Source organism: Microbacterium sp. USHLN272, from assembly GCF_037149655.1.
GTDB classification, from domain to species: Bacteria; Actinomycetota; Actinomycetes; order Actinomycetales; family Microbacteriaceae; genus Microbacterium; species Microbacterium galbinum.
Window position 1 is genome coordinate 19,174 of the sequence record NZ_JBBCRA010000001.1, and the last position, 24,252, is coordinate 43,425.

Annotated in this window: 25 protein-coding genes and 1 tRNA gene; 14 read left to right on the forward strand and 12 right to left on the reverse strand. The window is 68.0% G+C overall.

From position 1 onward, the window contains the following. The first annotated feature begins 10 nt into the window (after nt 1-10). Both der and WFJ97_RS00105 read left to right on the forward strand, forming a co-directional pair. Nucleotides 11-1,483, forward strand: a complete 1,473-nt coding sequence (gene der / locus WFJ97_RS00100) for a ribosome biogenesis GTPase Der (RefSeq protein WP_247624674.1) — start codon at nt 11-13, stop codon at nt 1,481-1,483. Between the two features lie 152 nt (nt 1,484-1,635). Continuing rightward, complete coding sequence (locus tag WFJ97_RS00105; protein ID WP_336640074.1) at nt 1,636-2,529, forward strand: NUDIX hydrolase; 894 nt, start codon at nt 1,636-1,638, stop codon at nt 2,527-2,529. A 35-nt stretch (nt 2,530-2,564) separates the two neighbouring features. Here the strand turns inward: WFJ97_RS00105 and WFJ97_RS00110 are convergent, their stop codons facing one another. The 4 genes from WFJ97_RS00110 to WFJ97_RS00125 are packed head-to-tail and all read right to left on the reverse strand — an operon-like array spanning nt 2,565 to nt 4,749. Then, a complete protein-coding gene (locus tag WFJ97_RS00110) occupies nt 2,565-2,951 on the reverse strand; it encodes an RNA-binding S4 domain-containing protein (RefSeq protein WP_336640075.1) in 387 nt (128 codons plus the stop codon). Further along, nucleotides 2,948-3,619, reverse strand: coding sequence for a lysoplasmalogenase (locus WFJ97_RS00115; protein WP_336640076.1), 672 nt, complete (start codon nt 3,617-3,619; stop codon nt 2,948-2,950). The genes WFJ97_RS00110 and WFJ97_RS00115 overlap by 4 nt, the downstream gene beginning before the upstream one ends. A 52-nt stretch (nt 3,620-3,671) precedes the next feature. Next, entirely contained in the window at nt 3,672-4,127 is a 456-nt protein-coding gene (locus WFJ97_RS00120) for a hypothetical protein (protein WP_336640077.1), read from the reverse strand. A 37-nt stretch (nt 4,128-4,164) separates the two neighbouring features. Then, on the reverse strand, nt 4,165-4,749 hold the full coding sequence (locus WFJ97_RS00125; protein WP_336640078.1) for a GNAT family N-acetyltransferase: 585 nt from the start codon (nt 4,747-4,749) through the stop codon (nt 4,165-4,167). 107 nt (nt 4,750-4,856) lie between these two features. On the opposite strand from WFJ97_RS00125, the gene WFJ97_RS00130 reads away from it, so the two are divergent. From WFJ97_RS00130 to WFJ97_RS00140, 3 genes are all read left to right on the forward strand, one after another. Next, nucleotides 4,857-4,933: transfer RNA gene (locus tag WFJ97_RS00130), tRNA-Pro, on the forward strand. Nucleotides 4,934-4,970: 37 nt separating this feature from the next. Further along, nucleotides 4,971-6,335 (forward strand): serine/threonine-protein kinase, encoded by a 1,365-nt coding sequence (locus tag WFJ97_RS00135; RefSeq protein WP_336640079.1) that lies wholly within the window; start codon nt 4,971-4,973, stop codon nt 6,333-6,335. A gap of 26 nt (nt 6,336-6,361) precedes the next feature. Next, nucleotides 6,362-7,153, forward strand: coding sequence for a hypothetical protein (locus tag WFJ97_RS00140; protein WP_336640080.1), 792 nt, complete (start codon nt 6,362-6,364; stop codon nt 7,151-7,153). Here the strand turns inward: WFJ97_RS00140 and WFJ97_RS00145 are convergent. Together WFJ97_RS00145 and WFJ97_RS00150 are read right to left on the reverse strand one after the other, a co-directional pair. Continuing rightward, nucleotides 7,150-7,329, reverse strand: coding sequence for a hypothetical protein (locus WFJ97_RS00145; protein ID WP_336640081.1), 180 nt, complete (start codon nt 7,327-7,329; stop codon nt 7,150-7,152). The two genes, WFJ97_RS00140 and WFJ97_RS00145, sit on opposite strands and share 4 nt — an antisense overlap. Nucleotides 7,330-7,342: 13 nt before the next feature. Beyond that, nucleotides 7,343-7,948 carry a hypothetical protein gene (locus WFJ97_RS00150; protein WP_336640082.1) on the reverse strand — a complete coding sequence of 202 codons (606 nt, stop codon included), beginning with the start codon at nt 7,946-7,948 and terminating at the stop codon, nt 7,343-7,345. 109 nt (nt 7,949-8,057) lie between these two features. On the opposite strand from WFJ97_RS00150, the gene WFJ97_RS00155 reads away from it, so the two are divergent. Together WFJ97_RS00155 and WFJ97_RS00160 are read left to right on the forward strand one after the other, a co-directional pair. Further along, nucleotides 8,058-8,690, forward strand: coding sequence for a DUF5343 domain-containing protein (locus WFJ97_RS00155; protein WP_336640083.1), 633 nt, complete (start codon nt 8,058-8,060; stop codon nt 8,688-8,690). After that, nucleotides 8,690-9,268, forward strand: a complete 579-nt coding sequence (locus tag WFJ97_RS00160; RefSeq protein WP_336640084.1) for a Swt1 family HEPN domain-containing protein — start codon at nt 8,690-8,692, stop codon at nt 9,266-9,268. Before WFJ97_RS00155 ends, WFJ97_RS00160 begins: the two co-directional genes overlap by 1 nt. 323 nt (nt 9,269-9,591) lie before the next feature. Here WFJ97_RS00160 and WFJ97_RS00165 read toward each other — a convergent pair whose 3' ends face one another. The 3 genes from WFJ97_RS00165 to WFJ97_RS00175 all read right to left on the reverse strand — a co-directional run bounded on the left by WFJ97_RS00165 (nt 9,592) and on the right by WFJ97_RS00175 (nt 12,383). Next, nucleotides 9,592-11,136 carry a GmrSD restriction endonuclease domain-containing protein gene (locus tag WFJ97_RS00165; protein ID WP_336640085.1) on the reverse strand — a complete coding sequence of 515 codons (1,545 nt, stop codon included), beginning with the start codon at nt 11,134-11,136 and terminating at the stop codon, nt 9,592-9,594. A gap of 87 nt (nt 11,137-11,223) precedes the next feature. Next, on the reverse strand, nt 11,224-11,454 hold the full coding sequence (locus WFJ97_RS00170; protein WP_336640086.1) for a hypothetical protein: 231 nt from the start codon (nt 11,452-11,454) through the stop codon (nt 11,224-11,226). Beyond that, on the reverse strand, nt 11,451-12,383 hold the full coding sequence (locus WFJ97_RS00175) for an ice-binding family protein (RefSeq protein WP_336640087.1): 933 nt from the start codon (nt 12,381-12,383) through the stop codon (nt 11,451-11,453). Before WFJ97_RS00175 ends, WFJ97_RS00170 begins: the two co-directional genes overlap by 4 nt. Before the next feature lie 211 nt (nt 12,384-12,594). Here WFJ97_RS00175 and WFJ97_RS00180 point away from each other — a divergent pair, with 211 nt between their 5' ends. Both WFJ97_RS00180 and WFJ97_RS00185 read left to right on the forward strand, forming a co-directional pair. Next, on the forward strand, nt 12,595-14,304 hold the full coding sequence (locus WFJ97_RS00180) for a long-chain-fatty-acid--CoA ligase (RefSeq protein WP_336640088.1): 1,710 nt from the start codon (nt 12,595-12,597) through the stop codon (nt 14,302-14,304). Nucleotides 14,305-14,577: 273 nt separating this feature from the next. Continuing rightward, nucleotides 14,578-14,967: a hypothetical protein gene (locus WFJ97_RS00185; RefSeq protein WP_247631926.1), complete on the forward strand. Its 390-nt coding sequence runs from the start codon at nt 14,578-14,580 to the stop codon at nt 14,965-14,967. Between the two features lie 27 nt (nt 14,968-14,994). Here the strand turns inward: WFJ97_RS00185 and WFJ97_RS00190 are convergent, their stop codons facing one another. The 3 genes from WFJ97_RS00190 to WFJ97_RS00200 are packed head-to-tail and all read right to left on the reverse strand — an operon-like array spanning nt 14,995 to nt 20,749. Beyond that, nucleotides 14,995-18,450, reverse strand: coding sequence for an error-prone DNA polymerase (locus WFJ97_RS00190; RefSeq protein WP_336640089.1), 3,456 nt, complete (start codon nt 18,448-18,450; stop codon nt 14,995-14,997). Beyond that, on the reverse strand, nt 18,450-19,988 hold the full coding sequence (locus WFJ97_RS00195) for a DNA polymerase Y family protein (RefSeq protein WP_247631928.1): 1,539 nt from the start codon (nt 19,986-19,988) through the stop codon (nt 18,450-18,452). The genes WFJ97_RS00190 and WFJ97_RS00195 overlap by 1 nt, the downstream gene beginning before the upstream one ends. After that, nucleotides 19,985-20,749, reverse strand: a complete 765-nt coding sequence (locus WFJ97_RS00200) for a hypothetical protein (RefSeq protein ID WP_247622056.1) — start codon at nt 20,747-20,749, stop codon at nt 19,985-19,987. The genes WFJ97_RS00195 and WFJ97_RS00200 overlap by 4 nt, the downstream gene beginning before the upstream one ends. 154 nt (nt 20,750-20,903) lie before the next feature. On the opposite strand from WFJ97_RS00200, the gene WFJ97_RS00205 reads away from it, so the two are divergent. The 5 genes from WFJ97_RS00205 (at nt 20,904) to WFJ97_RS00225 (ending at nt 24,192) form a co-directional block, all read left to right on the forward strand. Continuing rightward, a complete protein-coding gene (locus WFJ97_RS00205; RefSeq protein ID WP_336640090.1) occupies nt 20,904-21,374 on the forward strand; it encodes an A24 family peptidase in 471 nt (156 codons plus the stop codon). A 55-nt stretch (nt 21,375-21,429) separates the two neighbouring features. Further along, nucleotides 21,430-21,642: a response regulator gene (locus WFJ97_RS00210; RefSeq protein WP_247622058.1), complete on the forward strand. Its 213-nt coding sequence runs from the start codon at nt 21,430-21,432 to the stop codon at nt 21,640-21,642. Then, nucleotides 21,635-22,249 (forward strand): CYTH domain-containing protein, encoded by a 615-nt coding sequence (locus WFJ97_RS00215; protein WP_247956427.1) that lies wholly within the window; start codon nt 21,635-21,637, stop codon nt 22,247-22,249. Before WFJ97_RS00210 ends, WFJ97_RS00215 begins: the two co-directional genes overlap by 8 nt. A gap of 70 nt (nt 22,250-22,319) precedes the next feature. Continuing rightward, nucleotides 22,320-23,486 (forward strand): type III polyketide synthase, encoded by a 1,167-nt coding sequence (locus tag WFJ97_RS00220; protein WP_247622060.1) that lies wholly within the window; start codon nt 22,320-22,322, stop codon nt 23,484-23,486. After that, nucleotides 23,476-24,192, forward strand: a complete 717-nt coding sequence (locus tag WFJ97_RS00225) for a methyltransferase domain-containing protein (RefSeq protein WP_336640091.1) — start codon at nt 23,476-23,478, stop codon at nt 24,190-24,192. The genes WFJ97_RS00220 and WFJ97_RS00225 overlap by 11 nt, the downstream gene beginning before the upstream one ends. Nucleotides 24,193-24,252: the final 60 nt, after the last annotated feature.

The following is a 24,252-nucleotide window of genomic DNA, read 5'->3' on the forward strand; positions in this document are numbered from 1 at the left end:
CGCCGAGAAGATGGAGGAGCTCGACGAGCACCTCGCCGAACAGCGCGCCGAGACGCTGCGCGCCGGCCTCGCCGACTACGAGCTCGACGACGAGGATGCCGCGCTCCTCGCCGGTGTCGAGCTGGGCGAGGACGGGATCCAGTTCCTGCCCGCGCTGCCCGTCGTCGCGATCGTCGGGCGCCCGAACGTCGGCAAGTCGCAGCTCGTGAACCGCATCCTCGGCCGCCGCGAGGCCGTCGTCGAAGACACCCCCGGCGTCACCCGCGACCGCGTCACCTACAAGGCGGAGTGGGCGGATCGCCGCTTCACCCTCGTCGACACCGGTGGGTGGGAGCCGGATGCCCGCGGCATCGATCGCTCCGTCGCCGCGCAGGCCGAGGTCGCGATCGATCTGTCCGACGTCGTGCTGTTCGTCGTCGACGCGATGGTCGGTGCCACGTCGACCGATGAGCACGTCGTGAAGCTGCTGCGAAAGAGCGGCAAGCCGGTCTTCCTCGTCGCCAACAAGATCGACGACGCGCGCCAGGAGCCCGAGGCCGCAGCCCTCTGGAACCTCGGTCTCGGCGAGCCGCACCCGGTCTCGGCCATCCATGGACGTGGCGTCGCGGATCTGCTCGACGAGGTGCTCAAGAAGCTGCCCGAGGTCTCCGCGGTCGCGAAGGCCGAGATCGGCGGACCGCGTCGCGTCGCGATCCTCGGCCGCCCGAACGTCGGCAAGTCGTCGCTGCTCAACAAGGCCGCGGGCGAAGAGCGCGTCGTGGTCAACGACCTCGCCGGCACCACCCGCGACCCGGTCGACGAGATCGTCGAGCTGGGCGGAAAGCTGTGGACGCTGGTCGACACCGCCGGCATCCGTCGTCGAGTGCACATGGCGCAGGGCGCCGACTTCTACGCGTCGCTGCGAACCTCGGCCGCTCTCGAGAAGGCCGAGGTCGCCGTGGTCGTGCTCGACGTCTCGGAGACGATCAGCGAGCAGGACGTGCGCATCATCGATCTCGTGCTCGAGTCGGGCCGCGCGCTCGTACTGGCGTTCAACAAGTGGGACCGTCTCAATGACGACGACCTCGAGAACGCCGATCGTCGTCGTTACCTCGAGCGCGAGATCGAGCAGGATCTCGCGCACGTCGCCTGGGCGCCGCGCGTGAACATCTCGGCGAAGACCGGCCGTCACCTCGACAAGCTGGTGCCCGCGCTCGAGACGTCGCTGGAGAACTGGGATCGCCGAATCCCCACCGGTAAGTTCAACGCCTTCCTCGCCGAGCTCGTGGCCGAGCACCCGCACCCGCTGCGCGGTGGTAAGCAGCCGCGCATCCTCTTCGGGACGCAGGCGTCGACGCGTCCGCCGACGTTCGTGCTGTTCACGACGGGATTCCTCGACCCGGGTTACCGCCGGTTCATCCAGCGCCGCCTGCGTGAGCTGTACTCCTTCGAGGGAACGCCGATCGTCATCAACATGCGCGTGCGCGAGAAGCGCCAGCGCTGATCCTCGTTCTCCTGAAGCGGGCGCATCCTCTCCGAGGTTGCGCCCGCTGTCGCATGTCAGAGGCTTCTGCGGCGGGCTCCATCGGGCGAGCGCTGTTTTCTCTCTGTGACCGATTCGATGCCCGGACGCGGCGGCTGTGACAGGGTGGAGGGGTGACGATCGTTCCCCCCGCTTTCGATGAGCCGCGCCGCCCGGAGGGGCCGCGCGATCCCGGGGATGCCTGGGTCGTCGCCGACTCGGGGGAGCGGTACTGGGGGCGTTTCGGCGCTGCCGGGCTGTTGGCCGTGGATGCCGAACGCGGGGTGCTGCTGCAGCACCGCGTCGCCTGGAGCCATTTCGGCGGCACCTGGGGCCTGCCGGGCGGCGCGCTGCACGAGGGCGAGAGCTCGATCGTCGGCGCGTTGCGCGAGGCACGGGAAGAAGCGGGAGTGCCCGATGGCGCCGTCCGCCCGCGATTCACCAGCGTGCTCGATCTCGAGATCTGGTCGTACACGACCGTCGTCGCCGATGTGCAGACACCCTTCGAGCCTGTGATCAGCGACCCGGAGAGCGTCGCGCTCGAGTGGGTGGCCATCGACGACGTGGAGTCCCGGCCGCTGCATCCCGGTTTCGCCCGCGCCTGGCCGGAGCTGCGCCGCCTTCTGGAAGAGCGCGTGGCCCTCGTCGTCGATGCGGCCAACGTGGTCGGGTCGGTTCCCGACGGCTGGTGGAAGGATCGTGCCGGCGCCGCCGAGCGACTGGCCGGGCGGCTGGACGGCGTCGCAATCGCGGCCCCCGAGCTGGGCGTCGGCGGAACCGAATGGTTCCCGGAGGTGTCGCTCGTGGTCGAGGGCCAGGCGCGCGCGCTCGACGCGCATCCGCACGGAGTCTCGATCGTGCGCGCGGATGCCGCCGGTGATGACGCCATCGTCGCCGAGGTCGAGAAGCGCGTCGGTTCCGGAGCGAACGTCTTCGGGGTCACGAGCGACCGCGAGCTCGCCGACCGCATCCGGCGGACCGAGCCGGCGCAGGTGCGCTCGGCTGGATGGCTGCTCGAGCGACTCTGAACGAGTCCGCCGCTGCGGTGTTCCCGGAGCGGACGTCAGCGGAGGAAATCGTCCGATCCGCGCTCGGACCGCGCGTGCAGGCGATCGATCTCCCGACGCTCGCGTTTGGTCGGGCGCCCGGCCCCGCGGTCGCGGAGGCCGAGTGCCGCCTGCGGCTCGCGCTCGGGGGTTCGGTCATCGTAGGCGACGGCGGCGAGGGGTGCGCCGACGCGCTTGACGATCAGCTGCCGCACGAAGAGGATGCGGTCGAATCCGGCGATGCGGATGCGCACCTCATCGCCGATCTTGAGAGCCTGCGCCGCCTTGACCTTGTCGCCGTTGACGCGCACATGCCCTGCACGGCACGCCGTGGTCGCAGCGGAGCGGGTCTTGTAGACGCGCACCGCCCAGAGCCAGCTGTCGACGCGTGCGGTGGTGCTCATGGAGTGCTCCTGCGGGTGAGAGCGGCGATGGTGCCGGCGATGAGGAGGCCCTGCCCGAGCGTGTAGGTCAGCATCACGACGGGGCTGCCCCAGGGGGAGACGACCTCGGGGAGGAAGAGGCGGAAGGCGAGGACCGTGTCGCTCGCGAGGAAGAAGGCGCCGCCGACCGCGATGGTCGAGGTGCTGCGTGCCGAGCTGGCCGCGGTCCCCGCGAGGACGAGGCCGTAGATCGCCAGAGCGAGGAGGAGTCCGTCGGTGTGCGGTCCGAGAATCGTCAGCATCGCGATCCACCAGACGGCGTAGACCAGCGTCCACCACGGCAGCGGCCTCTGGGCAAGGAGCCGAAGGAAGAGTGCGATGTAGGCCAGGTGAGCAAGACCGAAGAAGCCGAGCATCAGCGGCAGCTCGGGAAGCGCGGGGAAGAAGGCGCCCGCGCTGTCGCCCAGCCACGAGAAGACGAGCGCCGCAGCCAGGAGCCACGTGGCCTGCGGGGATCCGATCCGCCGCGCGAAGACGATCAGCGGGACGGCCAGTAGCGGCATCAGCAGGATCTTCGTCGGTCCCGCCGCCGGGCTGTCGATGGCCAGAAGGATGACGTGCACGACCGAGACGATGGCGTAGGGCGTGAAGGCCCAGACCAGCGCGGGGGAGAGGACGCGTCGGGGCATCCCCCCATCGTAGAGTCGCGGCGGGCCGGCGGACGGGTCAGGACTCGATAGGTCAGGACTCGACGGTAACGTGCGTGAGGGTGTCGTCATCGCCGAGATGGGCGGCGGGCCAGTAGCCCTCGGGGAAGTGCGTGCCGCAGGTGTCGGTCAGGTGGAGCACGATCGTGCCGTCGGCCGACGCCTCGATCGCTTCGAGCGCCAGGTCGGATGCCGCTTCGTCGAGTTCGAACGGTTCGGGGTCGCCCTGACTGAAGGCCGTGACCACCGCATCGGATGCGCGGCGCTGAATCGAGTCGATGTCGGCGACGACGGCGCGGAGGCGGGGGAGTCGTGCGCGGGATTCCTCCGCCGACGTCCCCTCGAGCATGAGCTCGATCGAGGAGTCGTCCCGGACGAGCGATCCGCCGTACCAGTCGTGTGTAAGCACCGTGCCGTCGGTGAGTCCGGTCGTCGCGCGGGTGAAGGTGCCGAGCTCGGCGTCGTCGATGATCGGATGCTCGTCGCTCATGGCTCCACGCTATCGGTCGACGCAGGTGCGTCCACGCTCACTTCGCGAGGTCGAGCGTCACGAGCGGACGCCCGGTCTTCAGCTCGCGGCGCGCGCGGAACCCCTCGGCGAGGAAGGTCGTGAGCATGCCGTGGAACAGCTCGTTCGCCTGCTGCTTCGTGCCGCCGGTGTCGACGGGGTACCCCTCGATCAGGCGGGCGCCCGCCGTACGGGCATAGTCGACGGCCGCGCGCAGCAGGGCGCCGTTGAGGCCCTGTCCCCGGTGCTCGCGTCGCACGACGAAGCAGGTCACGGCCCAGACCGAGTCGTCGTCGAACGGCTCTTCGGTGGCGGCGTCGATCGCGCGGGTGTGCTCCAGCCGGCGCTGCACCGTTCGCGGGCCGATGCGGATCCATCCGGCGGCCTCGCCGTCGACGTAGGCGATCAGTCCCGGTGGCGGCCCCGCGTCGATCTCTTCGCGGAGCATCGTCGTGCGCTCGGGCGTGGTCGTCTCGTTCCAGTCCTTGTTGCGCATCATCGGCCAGATGCACTGACAGCTGGCGCCGTCACCGCCTCCGGTCAGCGCGCGCTGCACGTCGTCCCACCGGGCGCTGGTGGCCAACTCGGTCGTGATCGTGGTCATGGGCGGCACGCTACGCCGGGCATCCGACACTCGCAACGCCTGTGGTTCGCGGAGGCCCCGGCGTCAGGCTAAGATGGATGAGTTGCCTGCGCGAGAGTGCAGAACAACGGGCTGTGGCGCAGCTTGGTAGCGCACTTGACTGGGGGTCAAGGGGTCGCAGGTTCAAATCCTGTCAGCCCGACCAGATAAGGCCCGGAAACTCGCGAGAGTCTCCGGGCCTTATGCATGTCCGGGAATCGCGAGCCCCTCCAAAACCCCTCCGCTATGCTCGCATCATTGACCGGGAGGGGCGGACCGTGGCGATATTTACTCGAGTGAGGCGTATTAACGCTGGCGGGCAGGGGGAGGTCTGGGTCGGAGTCGCGCCAGATGGTTACGAAGTCGCGATGAAGTACCTCTTGCTGAACGGCAATGAAGCTCAGAAAGCCGAAGACTTGCGTCGATTCGAACGTGAGATAACTTGTCAGAGCTCTCTGACGCACGAGGGGGTGTTGCCGATACTCGGCATGGACATCAGCTCGGCAGAGCCCCACTTCATCATGCCCCTCGCTGACGGCTCGTTGCGCGATATGCTCAGCTCGAATCCGCATGGATTCGCTCAGGACGTCGCCGTGGCTATGTTCATCGACGTACTAGAGGCCGTTGACTACGCCCACAAGGAAGGCGTCTTGCATCGCGATATCAAGCCGGAGAACATCCTAGTGATGGACGGGCGAGTGAAATTGTCGGACTTCGGCCTTGGACGACGTATGTACTCTGACAGCACGACGCTGACGGTCACTAATGCGGCGATGGGTACTTTCGCTTACTCGGCACCGGAGCAGTTCAGTGACGCGCACAGTGCGGATGTGCGCGCGGATGTGTATGCGCTGGGTCGGGTCTTCTACGAGATGCTCACCGGAAGGATGGCGCTTCACGGGATTGACCTTGACGCAATTCCCGCGCAGTACCGATTTCTGATCAACAAAGCGACGCAACAGGATCCAGATCGTCGCTTTGATTCTGTGACCGAGATGCTCCGAGAAGTCAGCCTTCTGGGCAACGAGCCCGACGATCTCCTAGCACCCGCTGAACGGGTTACCAGCTTGATGAGTCAGATTGCCGCCGGTGACGTAACGAAGCTGTCGGAGCTGGGGCGGGTCCTCATCGAGAACGGCGATGATCTATTGCTGTATACGCAGGTTCTGCCCAACGCACCTGAACCAGTGATCTCAAAACTTGCGATGTTGGATCCAGACCAGTTCCTGAACATCATCGCGAGGTTCGATCGCTACGCGGATGGTGGGTTTCCATGGGATCACACGGACACCTTGGCTAGCTTCTTGGCAGCCGTATACCGCTCGACGTCCGACTTCCGCGTTCATGAGCTGGTCATCGAACGACTGCTAGTTCTGGGCTACACACATAATCGGTGGTACGTGCGAGGTCGCTTCATCGCGGTGGTCGAGGATGCGTTGCGTAAACCGGAGTACGCGCCGGTAGTGGCCGGGGTGCTCAGACGAAACCCGGACGCCGTCGAGTTTGTTCGCGAGAGCCTTCTCGAACTTTCTTTGCCTGCCGTCGTCGCCGACGCGCTGGCGGCGTGAGTGTCGTTGAGCCGGGGTTGAGTGTCGTGACTATCTGGGATTGGCTATGGGCGTGGACCCGGGACAACGCCGTGTGGGACTGGCTGCGCCCGACGCTCGCGGCGCTTCTCGGCGCGCTAGTCGGTGGTCTTTTCACCCTCTGGGGACAGCGTCAGTCGATGTCGGTGCAGCGTGACCGTGATGAGGACGCTTGGGAGCGAGCGCAAGAGTCTGCGCGCTATCAAGCTTCGAGGGAAGACGCGAAGCACCTATTCGAAGATTTCGTTTCACTTGCACGGGAGATACAGGAGAAGCCGCTGACTTGGGCTCAGATCCAGGGCAAGGAGGGATGGTCGAAAGACTGGCGAGCGATGTGGACAACGACACGCAGTCTTGGCTTCGACGTGCGCACTCGGCTGCTTCCCGACATCGATGTTCGATCGGCGCTCCTGGAGCTTCTCGACTTTCTCGACAACGCCACGAATCTGAGCCGTGAAGACGGGTTCCCGAGTCCCGGCTTGAACGTGGGAGTTCGAAGGATCGTGGAGATTGTCACAAGTGAAGGCATTGATGTGATGGGCGGCTTCCTGCGTGGCGATCCATACAAGCCCGTGCGTGCATCGGCGCTCGAAGGCTTGCGGGAGGCGAAAAAGAAATACGCCGACTGGGAGGATCACATGATCAAGAATTCGGAGGAGGCTGCTCGGGCATGGGACGCCGAGCAGGCCGCTGAAAGGGCCGAGGCAGCTGCGGCGGACGCTCAATCCGCCGCGGAGGGTGCCAGCTCAGACCTTGATGACTCCAAGCCTGCAGCGGTTGCTCCTTCGAGCGAGGCCTAACCGCTCATGAGAAAGAGCGGCGCGGCCGCTGAACTCGCGGCCGAGATATGCGCAGAGAACGCGGCACGGTGCGCGCTGAAGTCGCGCGGGCGGACGTGCACATAGACCTTGTCGGTGATGGCGTAGCTCGCGTGGCCCATCGCTCGGGATAGCTCGTGCATGTCGAGCGCGGTCATGGTGTGGTTCCTCTCAGCCGATCCGATTCATGATCTTGCGGTGATCCTGCAAGATCTGTGGGTTAGCGGTGTTCTTCATCCGCTCCTTGACGGCGCGGCGCTCGTCCTCCTTGGCGAAGGCATCGGCGAAGTCATCGGTCATGGCCTCCAAGGCGTCGTCCAGAAGCTGCGCGGCCTGGGTGTAGTTCTGCTCGGCCTCTTCGAGCCGAGCGATCTGCGTGTGCCCCATCGCGGGGTACTCGGGAGGGTTGTCGTGGCGCGGGTCGAGGTATGCGCCGAACGGGTTCGTCGGGGACACCGGCTGCCTTTCGCGCACCAGAGCCGCCTCGTCCTCTTCTCGCCAACGGGTCTCCAGGTCACGTCGCCGCGCTGCCGAGATGCGCCGGTTGCGTGCGAGGTCGCACTCGCTCGTGAGCACGTCACGGTCCACTTCCGCCAAGTCAGAGCCGAAGCGCGCGAGGAAGTCCTCGGTGGTCTCGTTGCTGTCCAGCGAGGTCTGGAGAACCTCGCGTTCCTCCGCGGTGAGGAACGTGAACGTGGTGAAGGCATTCACCCATCGGTTCCCCTTGCGCCAGTGAGCTTCCAGCTCGTGCTTGGTCAAGGTCCGCTTGATGGGCATGGTCTAGTTCTCCTTCTTGTGGGTGAGCGACGAAGGCTATTGGTTAGTCCAGGTAGCGGGTGCTCGGTCCGGCGCCCATGCGAATCGCTCGCCCCGCTATGCTCTGGCCATGAGTCTTCCGACGGCATATCTCACGACCTACAAGAACACCGGCGACATCTTGCAGGCGATCCAATCGGCCCAAGCGCCGCCTCGGTTTACCCAGAAGTTCCTTGAGGGCCTCGGGTTTCCAAGCACCAACGATCGCACAATGATCAACGTGTTGAAGGCGCTCGGCTTTCTCGATGACTCAGGCGTACCGACAAGTCGCTATCACCAGTACCTCGATCAGACGCAAAGCGCTATCGTGTTGGCGCAGGGAATCCGTGAGGCCTACGCAGATCTCTTTCGTGTCAATATCAACGCGAACTCCATGAACGCCACTGACGTCAAGAACAAGATGAAGACGCTGTCGGAAGGTCAGTTCACCGATCGGGTGCTGACGCAAATGGCAGGGACCTTCACGACCCTTGTGAAGCACGCCGATTTCAACGGCAGGCCTAGCGGCGGCGGTTTGGACGACGAGCAGGATGGCGAAAATCAGATTGAAGACGAGAAGGAGGAGCGACAGAAGGATCGCAAGAACGGCGGCAAAACTCGCATTGGTGACCTTGTCTACAGCGTCAACATCGTCTTGCCTGAGTCGCGGGATCCTGCCGTCTACGACGCCTTGTTCAAGGCCCTCAGAGAGCACCTGGGCTAATGAGTGATCTCGTAGGGCCGCTCTACGACTTCGTCTATCGAGGTCAGCTCACCGAGCAAGCACTGGACATCGCCGGTCGTCCCCAACGCCACTCCATGGGCGAGAGCGACATCACTGCCGCTCTCAGCTTCGAACTCTTCGACGCGGAGCACCTCGCGGCTGCACAACGTATGTCTGTCGTCTACTCTGCGATCGCGGCCTTCGAGCTTTCCGTCCGAACCTTCATTACGCGGGTGCTGATCGACGCGTTTGGAGAGGAATGGTGGGAGAAGGGCGTTTCCGAAAAGATCCGAAAGTTCGCCGAGTCGCGCCGGGATGAGGAAGAGAAGACAAAGTGGCACGGAGTGCGGGGCACCGATCTGCTCAGTTACACGGAGCTGAAGCACTTGGGGCAGATCATGGGCCAGCATTTCGAACTTTTTGAGCCGACCGTTCGCAGTCAGGAGTGGGCGAATTTCATCTTGGGTTCGATCGAGCGCTCTCGTAACGTCATCATGCACAGCGGTGCATTAGATCTTCCCGATATCGAACGCATAGGCATCTCGATGCGTGACTGGAACAAACAAGTGGGGCTGTAGGCGCAAGTTGAGCGCCCCTCCGGAACCCCTCCGACCGCGCATGGCCAGGGCTCGCCGACGATGACCGAGGCTGACCACGAGAGGGCTCGGACCGCGCCGAGATCGGCGGAAACTGGCCGCAATCGGCTCGCTGCGGGCAGCACTGGTACGAGTTCAAAACTCGCTCGGGGCTGACTGGGGGTCAAGGGGTCGCAGGTTCACATCCTGTCAGCCCGACCAGATAGAAGCCCCGGAGAGCCGCTGAACTAGGCGGAACTCCGGGGCTTTTTTCGTGCCCGGCGGCTCGTCCGCCTCCTGCTGACGAGCCGCCGAACATCCCGCGTCTAGTTGGACTCGCAGGCGATTCCGTCCTTGTCACGGTCGAGCCCGAACACATCCCCGTACCACGGGTAGTACTTGTCGAAATCTGCTTGGGCGGCCGCCTGCGACGGGTAGTCGGGGCAGTTCCTATCGAAGTTCGGCTTCGGCGGCGCGGTCGGCTTGGGGGGAGTGGTCGGCTTCGGAGGTGTTCCCCTCATCTCCGGGCGGGGTGAACCCAGCGCCTTGTACTCAGCGGCCGTGAGCGCCTTCGAAACCGTCGGGCCGGAGTAATAGATCGTGCCGCTGCCGTAGTTCTGCCAGACCTTGTCGTTCGGGAATCTCGTGCGCACGACCGGCGTCGGGCTCCCCTCCGCCTTCCAGCGCGCCGCGCTCACGGGCGAGCCCAACCCCTGTGCGTAGTCGGTCAGGAATGCGATGCTGGAGTTCCACGACAGCTTGACGAAGCCCTGATTGGAGCGCTTCTCGAACGCCGGCTTCCCGGCTGCCGCCCATTCCGCGCCGGTCAGCGCATGCTTGGTTCCGCCCACATCCTGGACGAAGATCTGCGAGGATCCGGCCCACTGATAGTAGGTCGACCCTTCGATCCACCCGGCGTTGCGCGGCTTCGGGTTGCCCGCCTTCTTCCACTCGGCTGCGCTCACGTGCTTCCAGATCCAGCGCGACCTGTCGGTGCCGAAGATCGTGACGGCGCTGATGGTGGGTGACCACGCGTACTTGACATAGCTGGTCGGTGCCGGTCGAGGAGTGGGAGTGCCCGCCGCCTTCCACTGCGCGAAGGTGAGGGCGGTGATGGATGTGCCCGTGACCGCCCAGATCGTCCCGTCGTACTTCGTGATGTAGTAATCGGTCGGCGATGCCGGTGTGGCAGGGCGGTCGTCCGGAAGCGCCGGAACGACGGCCGTCTGCGGCCCGCATCCGGCAAGCACGTTCTGCACCGCGGCCTTCTCCGCCTCATCGATGGAGAGATTCCACCGCCACTTCACGGCCACCCAGTCGGAGACATAGGTGCAACGGACGGCAGGGAGCGAGGCCGTCGGCAGCCATCCGGCCGGATCCTTATCGGACTTCGCGGTGTTGACGGCCGCGGTCACCATACGCAGCGACCGCGCATCGCCGATGTCGTTCGAGAACGCCGTGCGCTGCGCGTCGGTCCACGTCCATGCGCCCGACACCCACGCCTCCTTCAGCGCGACGAGGTGATCCATCTCCACCGCCGCCGGGTCGACGTGGAGGACGTTGTCGTACGCCGAGAGCCACTGACCGCTCACGACATCGCATCCCTCGGCGACGACGGCCGGGATCTGGGACTCCTCGATGAGCACCTCTTGGCGTGTGCGGCATCCGTCGCCGTCGAGGTCCTGGCCCTCGAAGTAGAGGTCTCGGTTGTAGGCAGGCCCCGACGGCACCTCGACTCTGAGTTCGTTCAGCAGATCCGTGACGAGGACCTCCTGCCCTGCGGGCGGCGCGGCCATCGCCGCGGTCGGCGCTGCGGAGCCGATGATGACGAGCGCGACGGACACCGCCGCAATGCGTACGCGATTGCGCATGTTTCTCCCCTGAACGGACTCCGCCATGGAGTCTCGCGCTCAGGATACACACAGGTATATCGGTGTGCATACATCTCGTCGTGCGGATCAGGCGTCGATGCGTGCACGCCTTCGCAGCAGAAGCGCGGTCGCTCCGAGAACCAGCAGAACGCCGCCCAACGGCCCGGCACCGAGATCGAGGCCGCTCTCGGCGAGCTCCGGTGCAACCGGCGCCTGAGGTGCTCCGACGACCGGTCCTGCCGGCGGTGCGGCGACGACCGCGGGCGCGATCGTGATCTCATACGCGACCACGACATCGGGCGAGGTCCCGTTGCTCACCACGACGGTGAAGGGGAAGGTTCCGGTGCGGTCGGCGTTCCGGTGATGACGCCGGTGATCCCATCGAGCGCGAGTCCGGGAGGCAGGGAGCCCTCGGCGATCGCGTATGTCGGAGCCGGGGTACCGGTGGCGGTGATCGTGTGCGTGTAGTCCACATCGGTCTCGCCGTTCGCCGGTGCGCCGGAGGTGACCTCGGGGCTTGTGCTCACCGTGCCGGGAGCAGAGCAGCCACTCGGAGCGACGATGACGTTGTCATCGAGGGTCACGGCGCCGGTGCGAGCCAGCAACCTGCCCTCGACGGTCGCGGCGGTCTGCGCCGTGACGGAGACGTCTGCCATGACGGTGCCGATGAACTGAGCTGCCGAGCCGATCGTGGCGGACGACCCCACCTGCAAGAACACGTTGCAGGCGCTCGCAACGCCCGTCAGGATGATGGTCGCGCCGGTCCCGATCGTGAGAGTGGATGCGGCCTGGAAGACCCAGACGGACTCTGCCGTACCCTCGAGAGTGAGCGCACGCGAAAGCGAGAGCTCGCCACCCGCGTAGACGCCAGGGGTGAGCGAGGCCCCCGTGAGATCGCCCAGCCCGGACATGGTCGGCGTCAGGCCGGCGGCGACATCGTATGCCGTCGTCAGATCGAGCTGCGCCTGCGCGGCGACGGCGTCGGTCTGGTGCACAGTGCCGTTCACGGTTCCCGGAGGGAAGCCGGTGATCGAGGTCTCGGGGCTGAGTCCGAGATCGCCGTCGAGCACCGAGGGTCCGGTGTTGGTGACCGCCGCGGCTGCCAGCACGGCGAACGGGGTTGCGGTACCGAGGTCGATCGGGCCGTCGATCGTCGTGTCGGCGGATGCCGCATTCGGGGAGGAGACGATAAGGACGGCGGCGACGGCCGCCGCGAGGATGATGGCGGGTCTACGCGAGGGGAACATGACGTTCCTTCCGTTCAGGAGGGCTCGTCATCGACGGGGGTCAACAGGTCGGCACCTCCCGCCTGCCTATCACCGATATATCAATGCTCCCGATCCGGGCGGAACTGACCACTCAATCGTGACCTGGGCGCTCCCGCGCTCACGGACTCAACATCCCCATTCCTCCCGCTTCTAGACTGGGCAGCACGGCGCCCGTGCCGAGGAGGACCGGATGGACCACGAATCACTTTCCGACGCCAAGCCCTGGCTGAATGCCTACGCCGAGGGCGTGCCGCACGAGATCGACGAGGTGACTCAGACCCTCCCCGAGATGCTCCGGCAGAGCGCCAAGAAGCACGCCAAGCGCACGGCGCTCGAGTTCTTCGGCGCACGGACCAGCTACGCCGATCTCGACGAGCGGGTCAGGCGCGCGGCCGCCGGTCTCCGGAGCCTCGGCGTGCGAAAGGGAGACCGGGTCGCTCTCGTCCTCCCGAACTGCCCTCAGCACGTCGTCGCCTTCTACGCGGCGCTGCGACTCGGCGCGATCGTCGTCGAGCACAACCCGCTCTACACGCCGCGCGAGCTGCGCCATCAGTTCGAGGATCACGGTGCGACGTTCGCCATCGTGTGGAACAAGGTCGCCGACACCGTTGCGGCGTTCCCGTCCGACGTGCGCCCGGCGCACATCCTCACCGTCGATCTGACGCGGGCGATGCCGGCCGCGCAACGCCTGGCGCTGCGTCTGCCGGTCCCACGGGCGCGCGACGCGCGCGCGGCTCTGACCGCCAAAGCACCGCGGGGTCGCGGCATCCGCGAGTGGGAGAGCATCGAGCGCTCCCGGCCGCTGCCGCGGCGCGCACCCGGCCCCGAACTCGACGACATCGCCCTGCTGCAGTACACGAGCGGAACCACCGGCGAGCCCAAGGGCGCGATGCTCACCCATCGCAACCTCCGCGCGAACGCGATGCAGGGTCGTGCCTGGCTGCCCGGCCTCCGTGAGGGCGAGGAGACGGTCTACGGCGTGCTGCCGCTGTTCCATGCCTACGGGATGACGCTCTGCCTGACGTTCGCGATGGGCATCGGAGCCAAGCTCGTGCTGTTCCCCACGTTCGACGTCGGCCTCGTCTCGACGGCGGTCCGCAAGTCGCCGCCCACGTTCCTTCCCGCAGTGCCGCCGATCTACGACCGTCTGACGCGCGCGGCATCCCGCGACGGCCTCGATCTCTCGACCGTGCGATTCGCCATCTCGGGGGCGATGAGCCTGCCCGTATCGACGGTCGCACGCTGGGAGGAGGTCACCGGCGGCCTCCTCGTGGAGGGCTACGGGATGACCGAGACCTCGCCCGTCGCCCTCGGCAACCCCGTCGGTCCGACGCGGCGCCCCGGAACCGTCGGAGTTCCGTTCCCGAGCACGACCATCCGCGTGGTCGATCCCGACGATCCACAGATCGATGTGGCAGCCGGCGATCCGGGCGAGTTGCTCATCCACGGGCCGCAGGTGTTCTCGGGCTATTGGGGGCGCCCGGAGGAGACGGCCGAGACCCTCTTGCCGGGAGGCTGGGTGCGCACCGGAGACATCGTCACCGTGTCGGAGGACGGCTTCGTGACGGTGGTCGATCGCCGTAAAGAGCTCATCATCACCGGAGGATTCAACGTCTCGCCCAGCGAGGTGGAGGAGGCGCTGCGGTCGCACCCGGACGTGGAGGATGCCGCGGTCGTGGCTCTCCCACGCGGCGACGGTGCCGAGATGGTGGCGGCCGCGGTCGTGTTGCACGCCTTGGCGGCGATCGAGATGGAGGCGCTCCGCGACTACTGCCGCACCCGGCTCGCGGCCTACAAGGTTCCGCGACGGATCGTGCCGATGGACGATCTGCCCCGGTCGCTGATCGGGAAGGTTCTCCGGAAGGACGTCCGTCAGCGGATGCTCCAGGAGGAAATCTAGCGCGACGGGGGATGAGCCCTCTCGAGTCGTCTGCCCCACGCAGGTCTTCTCGAGAGGGCTTCACCGTCCTCCCGGACGGTGGGGAGGCGGCGATGAAAACTCGCTGCTCTCTCTTGGGGCTGATTCCCCAGTCCTCAGCCCCTGTAGCCCCCGCTACGCATATCAGAATATCCCGAAATTGTCTTGTCCGCCATTTGGGGGACAAACTTTTTTGAAAGTCGTGATTTTCCGGGGTCCCTACCGCCTCGAGCGGATGCTTCCTAAGGTGGAGTCATGGACAGATCGATCGTGTTTCCGGGGCAGATCGCCATCGCGCAGGGCCACCGCGTCGAGGTGACCGAGCAGCTCGATCCGCTCAGTGGCGAGACGCTCGCGATCGCCGTTCGCGATCTCGAGACGAACATCCGCTATTGGCTCGTCGAAGAGGCTGCCGGCGTCGATGAGGTGCGTTGGCTGGGCAGGGTGCTGGATTGCACGATCGGCGTGTCGTCGACCGGCTCGCGCACGGAGCTGCGTCTGGATGTCCGCGGACCGGGTCCGGTCGGCGCGAAGGTCGCGCTGCGCGAGGCGGATGCCGCAGCCGACGCCGCCAAAGCCGAAGCCGACCGCTGGGGCGGATCCGATCGCCCGCCGCCCGTCGAGGAGTCCGAGCGCTTCTGGTGAGTGGACGACCCTCCGGCGCACGGGTACTCATCGGAAGTCCCGCGAGCGGTGGGAGAGGCCGGTGCGCAGATCGTCGAAGGCATCCGCGAGCACATTGATGACCCCTTCCTCGGATCGTTCGAGGATTCCCCGGATGATCAGTGCGGGGGAGTCCCGAGCGACCCGGCGGTAGCGGTTCCAGACGCCCGCCGAGCAGATGATGTTGACGAGTCCCGTCTCGTCTTCGAGATTCACGAAGGTCACGCCCGCCGCGGTCGCCGGTCGCTGGCGGTGGGTGACGAGGCCGGCGACCTCGACACGGCGGCCCGTCTCGTGGGTGCGCAGATCGGCGGAGGTGAGCACGCCGCGCTCGCCCAACGCCGCGCGGAAGTGCAGCATCGGGTGGTCGTCGGTCGAGACCCCGGTGGCCCACAGATCCGCGGAGAGGCGTTCGTAGCTGCTCTGATCGGCGAACAGGGGAGGCTGCACAGACACGCTGGTCCCCGGCAGGAAGCGGGAGCGGTCATCGGCCGCCGCCCCCGCGAGCCAGATGGCCTCACGGCGTTCCAGACCGAGGCAGGCGAACGCCCCGGCGGTCGCGAGCGCCTCGAGCTGCGCGGCCGTGGCATCCGTGCGCCGCACGAGATCGTTCAGATCGCGATACGGGCCGTGCGCCTCGCGCTCCGCGACGATCCGCTCGGCCATCGGCACCCCGATCCCACGCACCCCGCTGAGCCCCATCCGCACGGCGTAGCCGCCATCGCGACGATGGGCATCGGATTCGTCCGGGGCATCGCGGTCGAAGCGCAGCGTCGGCGGCTGGGGCATGACGCGGCAGGAGTCGCGGCCCGTCGGCATCCGGCCCTCTGCTCCGGTGAGCGGTTCGAGCGTCTCGGTGGCCCCGGAGACCTGCAGATCGGGGCGCCGCACCTCCACGCCGTGCCGACGGGCATCCGCCGTCAGCGTCGCCGCGGAGTAGAACCCCATGGGCTGCGAACGCAGGAGGCCGGCGAGGAAGGCAGCGGGGTAGTGCAGCTTCAGCCAGGAGCTGGCGTAGACCAGGAGGGCGAACGACAGTGAGTGCGACTCCGCGAAGCCGAAGTTCGCGAACGCCTGGATCTGCGCGTAGATGCGATCGGATGCCGCTTCATCGAGTCCGCGTCGTGCCATGCCCGCGTAGAGCTTCTCGCGCACCTTCTCGATCTTCTCCAGGCCCCGCTTGGATCCCATCGCCCGACGGAGCAGGTCGGCCTCGTCGGCGGTGCAGTCGCCGACCGCGGTCGCCATCTGGATCAGCTGTTCCTGGAAGATCGGGATGCCCAGGGTGCGCTTCAGGATCGACTCGAGATCCGCGTGCGGATAGGGGATCGGGAAGTCGACGGGCGCCTCACCTCGGGCCGCGCGTTCCCTGTTCTCCTCGTCGACCCTGTCCTTCGCCATCTTGCGCTGCACGAACGGGTGGACCGCCCCGCCCTGGATGGGGCCCGGACGGATGAGGGCGATCTGGATCGCGAGGTCGTAGAAGCTCCGCGGTTGCAGACGGGGCAGCAACCCGATCTGCGCCCGGGACTCCACCTGGAAGACGCCGATCGAGTCGGCGCGGCAGAGCATGTCGTAGACGCCGGGCTCCTCCTTGGGCAGGGTCTCGAGCGTCCAGAGCTCGCCCGTCGCCTCGTGGATCAGGTCGAAGCAGTGCTGCAGGGCCGCCAGCATCCCGAGACCCAGCAGGTCGAACTTGACCAGGCCCATGAACGCCGCGTCGTCCTTGTCCCATTGGATGACGGTCCTGTTCTCCATGCGTGCGTGCTCGACCGGAACGACCTCGCCGACCGGACGTGCCGTGAGCACCATCCCGCCCGAATGGATGCCGAGGTGGCGCGGCGCCTTCATCAGCTCACCGGCGTAGGCGAGAACGTTCTCGGGGATGTCGTGCCCTTCTGCGGGCTCCAGCCCGGCACCCCAGCCGTCGACCTGCCGCGACCACGAGTCCTGCTGTCCGGGGGAGTGCCCGAGCGCCCTGGCCATGTCGCGCACGGCGTTCTTCGGCCGGTACTGGATCACGTTCGCCACCTGTGCGGCGCGTTCCCGGCCGTACTCGGCGTACACCCACTGGATGATCTCCTCCCGGCGTCGCGAGTCGAAGTCGACGTCGATGTCGGGCTCCTCCTGACGGGTCGTCGCGAGGAACCTCTCGAAGGGCAGCCCGTACAGGATGGGGTCGACGGCGGTGATCCCCAACAGGTAGCAGACCGCGCTCGCCGCGGCCGACCCGCGCCCCTGGCAGAGGATGCCTCGGCGACGGGCCTCGGCGACGATGCCGTGAACGATGAGGAAGTAGCCGGGGAAGTCCTTCTCCTCGATCACGTTCAGTTCGCGTTCGATCCGGCTCCGCCCGGCGTCATCGATGCGGGGGTACTTCGAGGGCACGGCGTCCCAGACGAGTCGGCGCAGCCAGCTCATCGGGGTGTGCCCCTCGGGGACCTTCTGCCGGGGGAGGGCGGGGCGGGCGAGACGCAGGGGGAAGGCGGATGCCGCGGCCAGCTCGAGCCCCGAGGAGATGGCTCCGGGGTACCGCCGGAAGCGCGCCGTCATCTCGGCGCCGCTGCGCAGATGCGCGCCCCCGTGCGCGGGGAGCCATCCATCGAGCTCATCCATGCTGCGCACCGCCCGGACCGCGGCGACGGCCTCGGCGAGCGGCGCCTGCTGCGGGGCTGCGTAGTGCACGTTGTTCGTCGCGACGACGGGGAGGTGCATCCGTCCCGCCAACTCCGCGAGCACGTCGTTGCGACGGGTGTCGAGCGGATCTCCGTGGTCGAAGAGCTCGACGGCGACGTGCTCTGCGCCGAAGAGGTCGACGAGGTGCTGCAACGGCGCCCGGGCGTCACCGCGTTCGAGCCCCTGACGCACCGCACCTTTGCGGCATCCGGTCAGGATGGTCCAGTGGCCTCCGGCGCTCGCCGCGAGCTCGTCGAGATCGTAGACGGGGCGCCCCTTCTCGCCGCCCCGCAGCTGCGCGGCGGTGATGACTCCGGAGAGCCGGTGGTAGCCCTCCATCCCGCGGGCGAGGACGAGCAGGTGCTCGCCGGCCGGATCGGGCATGCCGCGCTGCGGGGCCGGGAGATCGAGCGACAGTTCTGCTCCGAAGACGGTCTGCAGCCGGACGTCCATGAGCTCGGCGACCTCGGCGAAGCGCGCGGCACCGTAGAAGCCGTCGTGGTCGGTGAGCGCGAGGGCGCTGAGTCCGAGGCGCTCGGCCTCGATCAGGAGCGCCTCGGGGGAGGACGCGCCGTCGAGGAACGAGTACGAGGAGTGGGCGTGCAACTCTGCGTAGGGCACGGCGTCATCGGGGCGCGGCACGGACGACGGCGGGATGCTCTTGCGTCGCCTGCTCACCGGGCCCGGATCGGCCCGCGCCCCGGAGGGCTCGGCGCTCGCGGGCGGTGGCTCGCCGCTCAGAGTGCGAGCCAGCTCGCCCCACTTCAGTGGCGGGTTGTGAAAGCCCATCAGCGGTACCGCCCCTCGGCCCACCAGCGCCCTCCGGCGCAGAACACCAGCCAGGCGCGATCCCGGTCATCGATGACCTGGAAGCGATGCCCCTTCTTACCTCCGCCCGAGGCCCAGCGACGCTCGTGAACGGGCCAGGGTCCTGCCCACGCGTGCACGGCGGTGCCGTCGATGAACGCGGGGTCGGAGGAGAGCGCGCCGCGTTCATCGATGCGGATCGCGGCACCGTCGGCTCCGGTGACCCCGAGGGGGCGGGGCGGGCGGAAGACCTCGGCGGGAAGCGGATCGGGCAGGCTCCCGGGCCAGGGGGAGGCGGGGTCACGCGGAGCGACCGCGCGCTCACCCCAGGGAGTGAGCACCTGGCGGTCGGCGAGCCACCGTCCGCCGGCGAGCGCGGCGGTGACCACGCCCTCGTGCCCCAGCATGGTCTGCACGCGAGACACGGCGTGGTGCAGGCGTTCGTCCGTGCCGGAGCCGAAGAGCCCCGGCTGGTGGTGAGCGGCGTCATCGACCGCGACCGGCACGATCCGCACCGCCGAGATCCCGCCGAACGCCCGTGCCTCGTCGACGGGATCCTTCGCGGTCTGCGCCGCCAGGGCCTCCAGCTGCCAGCGCACCCGGTCGACCAGGTCGGAGGCGTCGAAGCACGAGGGGTGCAGCCACGGTCGGGAGAACACCTGCCCGTTGTCGTCGGTCAGGTCGATGCGCACCTCGGTGCAGACGACGGATGCCTCGCCCAGCGCGAGCATCACCGCATCGGCCGTCTGCCGCACGGCGAAGGCCACCTGATCCGCGCCACCCAATGGGGTCTCGAACTCCACGCTCCGCATCAGTTCGGGGTCGGGAGGACGGGGCGCGAGGCGCTGCGAGTCCGCGCCCGCGGCCAGCGCCCGGAGACGGGCGCCGCGCTCGCCGAAGCGATCGCGCACGTCGACGGGGCCGAGGGCGGCGAACTCTCCGAGGGTGCGGACCCCGAGGCGGAGGAGGAGGCCGGTGATCTGCTCGTCGCGCAGCACCTGCACGGGGAACGGTGCGAGGAACTCCCGTGCCTCACCCGGCGGCACGACGGTGCAGCGCTGCGGCCCGCGGGCGGCGGTCTCGGCGGTGAAGGGGCCGTCGCCGACGCCGATGCGCACCTCGGGGAACCCGGCCTCCGTGAGCTGCGTCACGAGCCAGGCCGCGGCAGCCTCCTCGCCGCCGTGATAGCGGGAGATCCCGCGAGCGCGGAGCACCGCGAGTCCCGGGCGCAGCAGCGTGACGCCGGGGGCGTGCTCCTCGATGAGCTGCAGTACGGGGAGGAAAGCACGCTCGTCGCGGTCGGGGTCGTGGGGGAGCACGCGCAGGGAAGAGAGGCGCCCCTGCGCCTCGCGACGGCGCTGCCCGACCCGCACTCCGTGCTCGCGGGCGGAAGCGGTGCAGGCGACGACGATGTTCGCCTGCATCAGGGCCGTCGGCGGGTGCGGGAGCGCGTCGCCCAGTGCGGCGCGCAGCGGCCAGTCGGGGAACCACAGCACCAGGACGCGGAGAGGGGCGCTCATCCGGCCTCCGCCCAACGGAGGAGCTCGGGCGCCGGCGCAGGGCTCTGCGTGCGCGCGGGCAGAGAGGGGAGCGCGGCGAGCTCGGTCGTCACGGACTCGAGCGCACCGTCACGCCCGGGCAGTCGCACGCGAACGCTGGAAGCGAGCGGACGTCGGCGGGTCTGCGCGGTCACGGTCACCGTGCGGTCGGACAGCAGCCCCCAGCCCGCGCCGAGGCCGTTCCACTGCGGGTCGTGCACGCGGATGGACCCCTCGCTCTGCGGCCAGACGCCGGTGACGAGCAACGTGGAGCCACGATCGCGCAGCCGGGCGCTCAGGCGGGAGACGTCGGCGTCGCGCAATCGTGTTCCGGGGTGCACGGCGATCAGCGGCACGACTTCGGCGAGGGCGGAGGTCGCGGCGAACCAGCGATCGCCGGGATCGGGCACCAGGATCAGCCGGTCGAGATCGATTCCGAAGCCCGCGGCCGCCTCGACGCCGAGCGTCGGCATACCGACGACGGCGCACCAGTGCCCCTTCTGCGATGCCGCGCTCAAAAGGGCGAGGACGAGGCTCGGCGAGGGGGAGAGCGTGTACGCGGTGCCTGCGAGGAGACCTTCGTCGGGGAGGATGGAGGAGAGAGCGGGGTCGAGCGGGAGCACCGCCTGGTCGCTGCGGCGACGCTGCATCCGACTGATCTCGCGGCGCAGACGAAGCACCTCTCCCGCACGCGCATCGCTGTTCGGAGAGAGCGCGGTCACCGCATCGAGCCCGATCCCCATGGTTTCCATCCTCGAACGAATATTCGAATTAATCAAGTGATGGAGTCGATGCTAATTCGTACATCGGACATTGCGCGAACGGGAGTCCGGGCGGCAGGCCGAGGTTATCCACAGCGCCCCGCGGGACGGAACCGGAATCTCCTAGCCTTCCGGGATGGATACGCGCTTCGCCCTCATCGGGCTCGTCCACCTCATGCTGCTCGGCATCGGCGGGTGGCTGCTCGTCATCGACGCGCGCACCCACCGCCTGCCCGATCGCATCGTGCTCCCGACCCTCGCGGGACTCCTGCTGCTCGCACTCGTCGATGCACTCGCGACCGGCGACCTGGCGCCGTCGATCCGCGCGCTCCTGGGCATGATCGTGCTCGGCGGCTTCTACGCACTGCTGCGTCTGCTGAGTCGCTCGGGCATGGGAGGCGGCGACGTGAAGCTCGCGGCCGTGATCGGCCTGGTGCTGGCCTGGCACGGATGGACGGCCCTCGCGGTGGGCGCGGCATCCGCTTTCGTGCTCGGCGCGCTGTACTCCCTAGGGCTCATGGCGCTCCGGCGGGCCGATCGCACCACGCGCATCGCCTTCGGTCCCTGGATGATCGTGGGTGCGGTGCTCGGTGTCCTCGCCGTCTGACCCGGACCCGCCGGTTCTCCGCCCGAAGGTCGGAGCGCGGCGATAGGGTGAGGGCATGGCACTCGCACGACTTCACGGCGGCCCGCTGGACGGGCAGATCATTCCTCTCGGCGACGCGGACGACAAGCTGATCGTCCCCTACAGCGAGACGCAGGTGGTGTACAACCGTCGCGGCGAGCCGCAGAACACCGGCTCCGACGACGGCCCCACCGAGATCGACTACTGGTACGACGAGTCCCTCGAGGACCTCACGTCCAACGATGACTGAGCCGTCTCGCACCGTCGAAGTCGAGCGCAAGTTCGACGTCGACGATGCGACGCCGCTCCCTCGTTGGGACGCGATCCCCGGAGTCGACACCGTCACGGACGGTGAGTCCCGCGACCTCGACGCCCAGTACTTCGATACGGCCGACGGGGCGCTGTCGCGCTCCGGAGTGGCGCTGCGTCGACGCACCGGCGGTCCCGATGCGGGCTGGCACGTCAAGGGTCCGCGCGAGGGCGACGGCCGGCTCGAGCTGGGATGGCCGCTCGGAGACGGCGAGGGCATCCCGGATGCCGTCGCCGCCACGGTCGCCCGTTGGGCCACCGACCCGTTGACGCCCCTGGCGCGCATCCGCAATGACCGGACCGCGTATCTCCTCACCGGACCCGACGGCGTGATCGCCGAGTTCGTCGACGACCGGGTCCGCGCCACCGACCTCCGCCAGGGGGTCGAGCGCGCGTGGCGCGAGTGGGAGATGGAGTTGGGGCCGGCCGCGCCCGCGGACGCCGACGGGCGCGAGGCTTTCTTCTCCGCGGTCGAGGCCGCGGTGCGCACGGCCGGCGGGCGCGACGCCTCTTCCGGATCGAAGCTCGCCCGCGCACTCGGCTTCTGAGCCTTCGCAGAGGTCGCGACACGGCACAACCCCCTTCCCCCGGGAACAGGCCGCGTGCTTGAGTGACACCATGAGCCGTCCCGCCGTCCTGCGCTCGCTGCAGACGATCGTTCCCGACACCGTCATCGCGCAGGACGCTGTGAGAGACGTCTTCGCGCAGCAGCCCGGTCTCGGGCGGCTCGCGCAGCGGATCGTCACGGCATCCTTCGACGGCTCCGGCATCGACACCCGACACACCGTGATCGAGGAGTTCTCGCCGCTGCACGAGACGGACGAGCCCGTGTTCTTCGCCCCGGCGACGCGCCAGCTGCTCGCGCCGGGCACCCGGGCGCGCAACGACATCTACGTGCGCGAGTCGACGAGGCTGTTCGTGGAGGTCGCGCAGCGGGCGATCGAGGAGGATCCCGACCTTCAGGCATCCGATGTGACGCACGTGATCACCGTCTCGTGCACGGGCTTCCATGCCCCGGGACCCGAGTACGAGATCGTGCGTGCCCTCGGACTGGCCGACAGCGTGCAGCGCTTCCATTTCGGTTTCATGGGCTGCTACGCCGCCATGCCGGCCCTGCGCGCGGCGAGCCAGTTCTGCGCGGCGGATCCGGATGCCGTCGTCCTCGTCGTGAGTGTCGAGCTCTGCACCCTGCATCTGCGGTCTTCCGACGACCCCGACACGATCGTCGCGACCTCGCTGTTCGCCGACGGAGGGGCGGCCGGTATCGTCACGGCCCGCCAGCTGCCGTCGGAGGTGCCGGCGCTGAGTCTCGACCGTTTCCACACGGCGATCGCGCCGGAGGGTGAGAAGGACATGGCCTGGACGATCGGTGACGAGGGCTTCGAGATGATCCTCTCGACCGCTGTGCCGCAGATCATCGGCGAGACCATTCTCGGAGCGCTGCGCCCGCTGTACGTCGGGGAGCACGACATGTCGATCGCGTTCGAGGAGGGCGCGATCGGCGAGCGGGTCGCGCACTGGGCGATCCATCCCGGGGGACGCAGCATCCTCGACCGGATCCAGGAGCGTCTCCATCTGAGCGACGCACAGCTGCATCCGGCGCGCGCCGTGCTGCGCGAGAACGGCAACATGTCGAGCGCCACCATCCTGTTCGTACTCAAGCGCATCCTCGAGGAGGAGGGCGCGCAGCGCGGAGATCGTGTCGCGGCGATGGCCTTCGGCCCGGGGCTCACCGCGGAGAGCGCGCTGATGACGGTCGAGACGCCGCGCGGTCATGGCGCCTGACCTCCGGGAGCGGGCGGTCGGCCTGCGAGAACTCATGGACGACCCCGAAGCCGATCTGCGGATGCTCGAGCGCACGTATCGGCGCTTCGCGGTCGTCAACGCGCTGGTGTCGCGACCGGGGCTGCTCTATCGGCGGCACGTACGACCGCGCGCACGACGAGGCGAGGTGCGCATCCTCGACATCGGGGCGGGCGGGGGAGACCTCTGCCGGTATCTGGCGGGACGCCTTCGACGAGACGGGCTGTCGGCTCGGATCACGGCGCTCGACCCGGACGAGCGGGCGATCGACTGGGCACGCGCCCATGACGGCACGGCCGGGGTCGAGTACCGATGCGCAAACAGCGCGACGCTGGCGGATGCCGGAGAGCGGTTCGATATCGTCGTCTCGAATCATCTGCTCCACCACCTCGACTCCGCCGAACTCACGGCTCTCCTCCGCGACAGCGAGAAGCTGGCGGAGCCGGGTGGCGTCGTCGCACATCAGGACATCGCGCGGGGACGTGCCGCCTATGCGCTCTACGCCGCGGGCACGGCGCTGTTCGCGAAGAACCTCCTCGCAGACTCGTTCATCCGGATCGACGGCCTGCGCAGCATCCGCCGCTCCTACACCGCGGCTGAGCTCGACGCGGTGACCACCGAGGGGTGGCGCGTGCGATCGGCGCTGCCGGCTCGGCTCGAACTGCGGTGGGAGCATCCGCTCGGCTGAGCAGGCACGGCCGCCATACGCACGAAGGCCCGGTCGCGCGAGCGCGGACCGGGCCTTCGT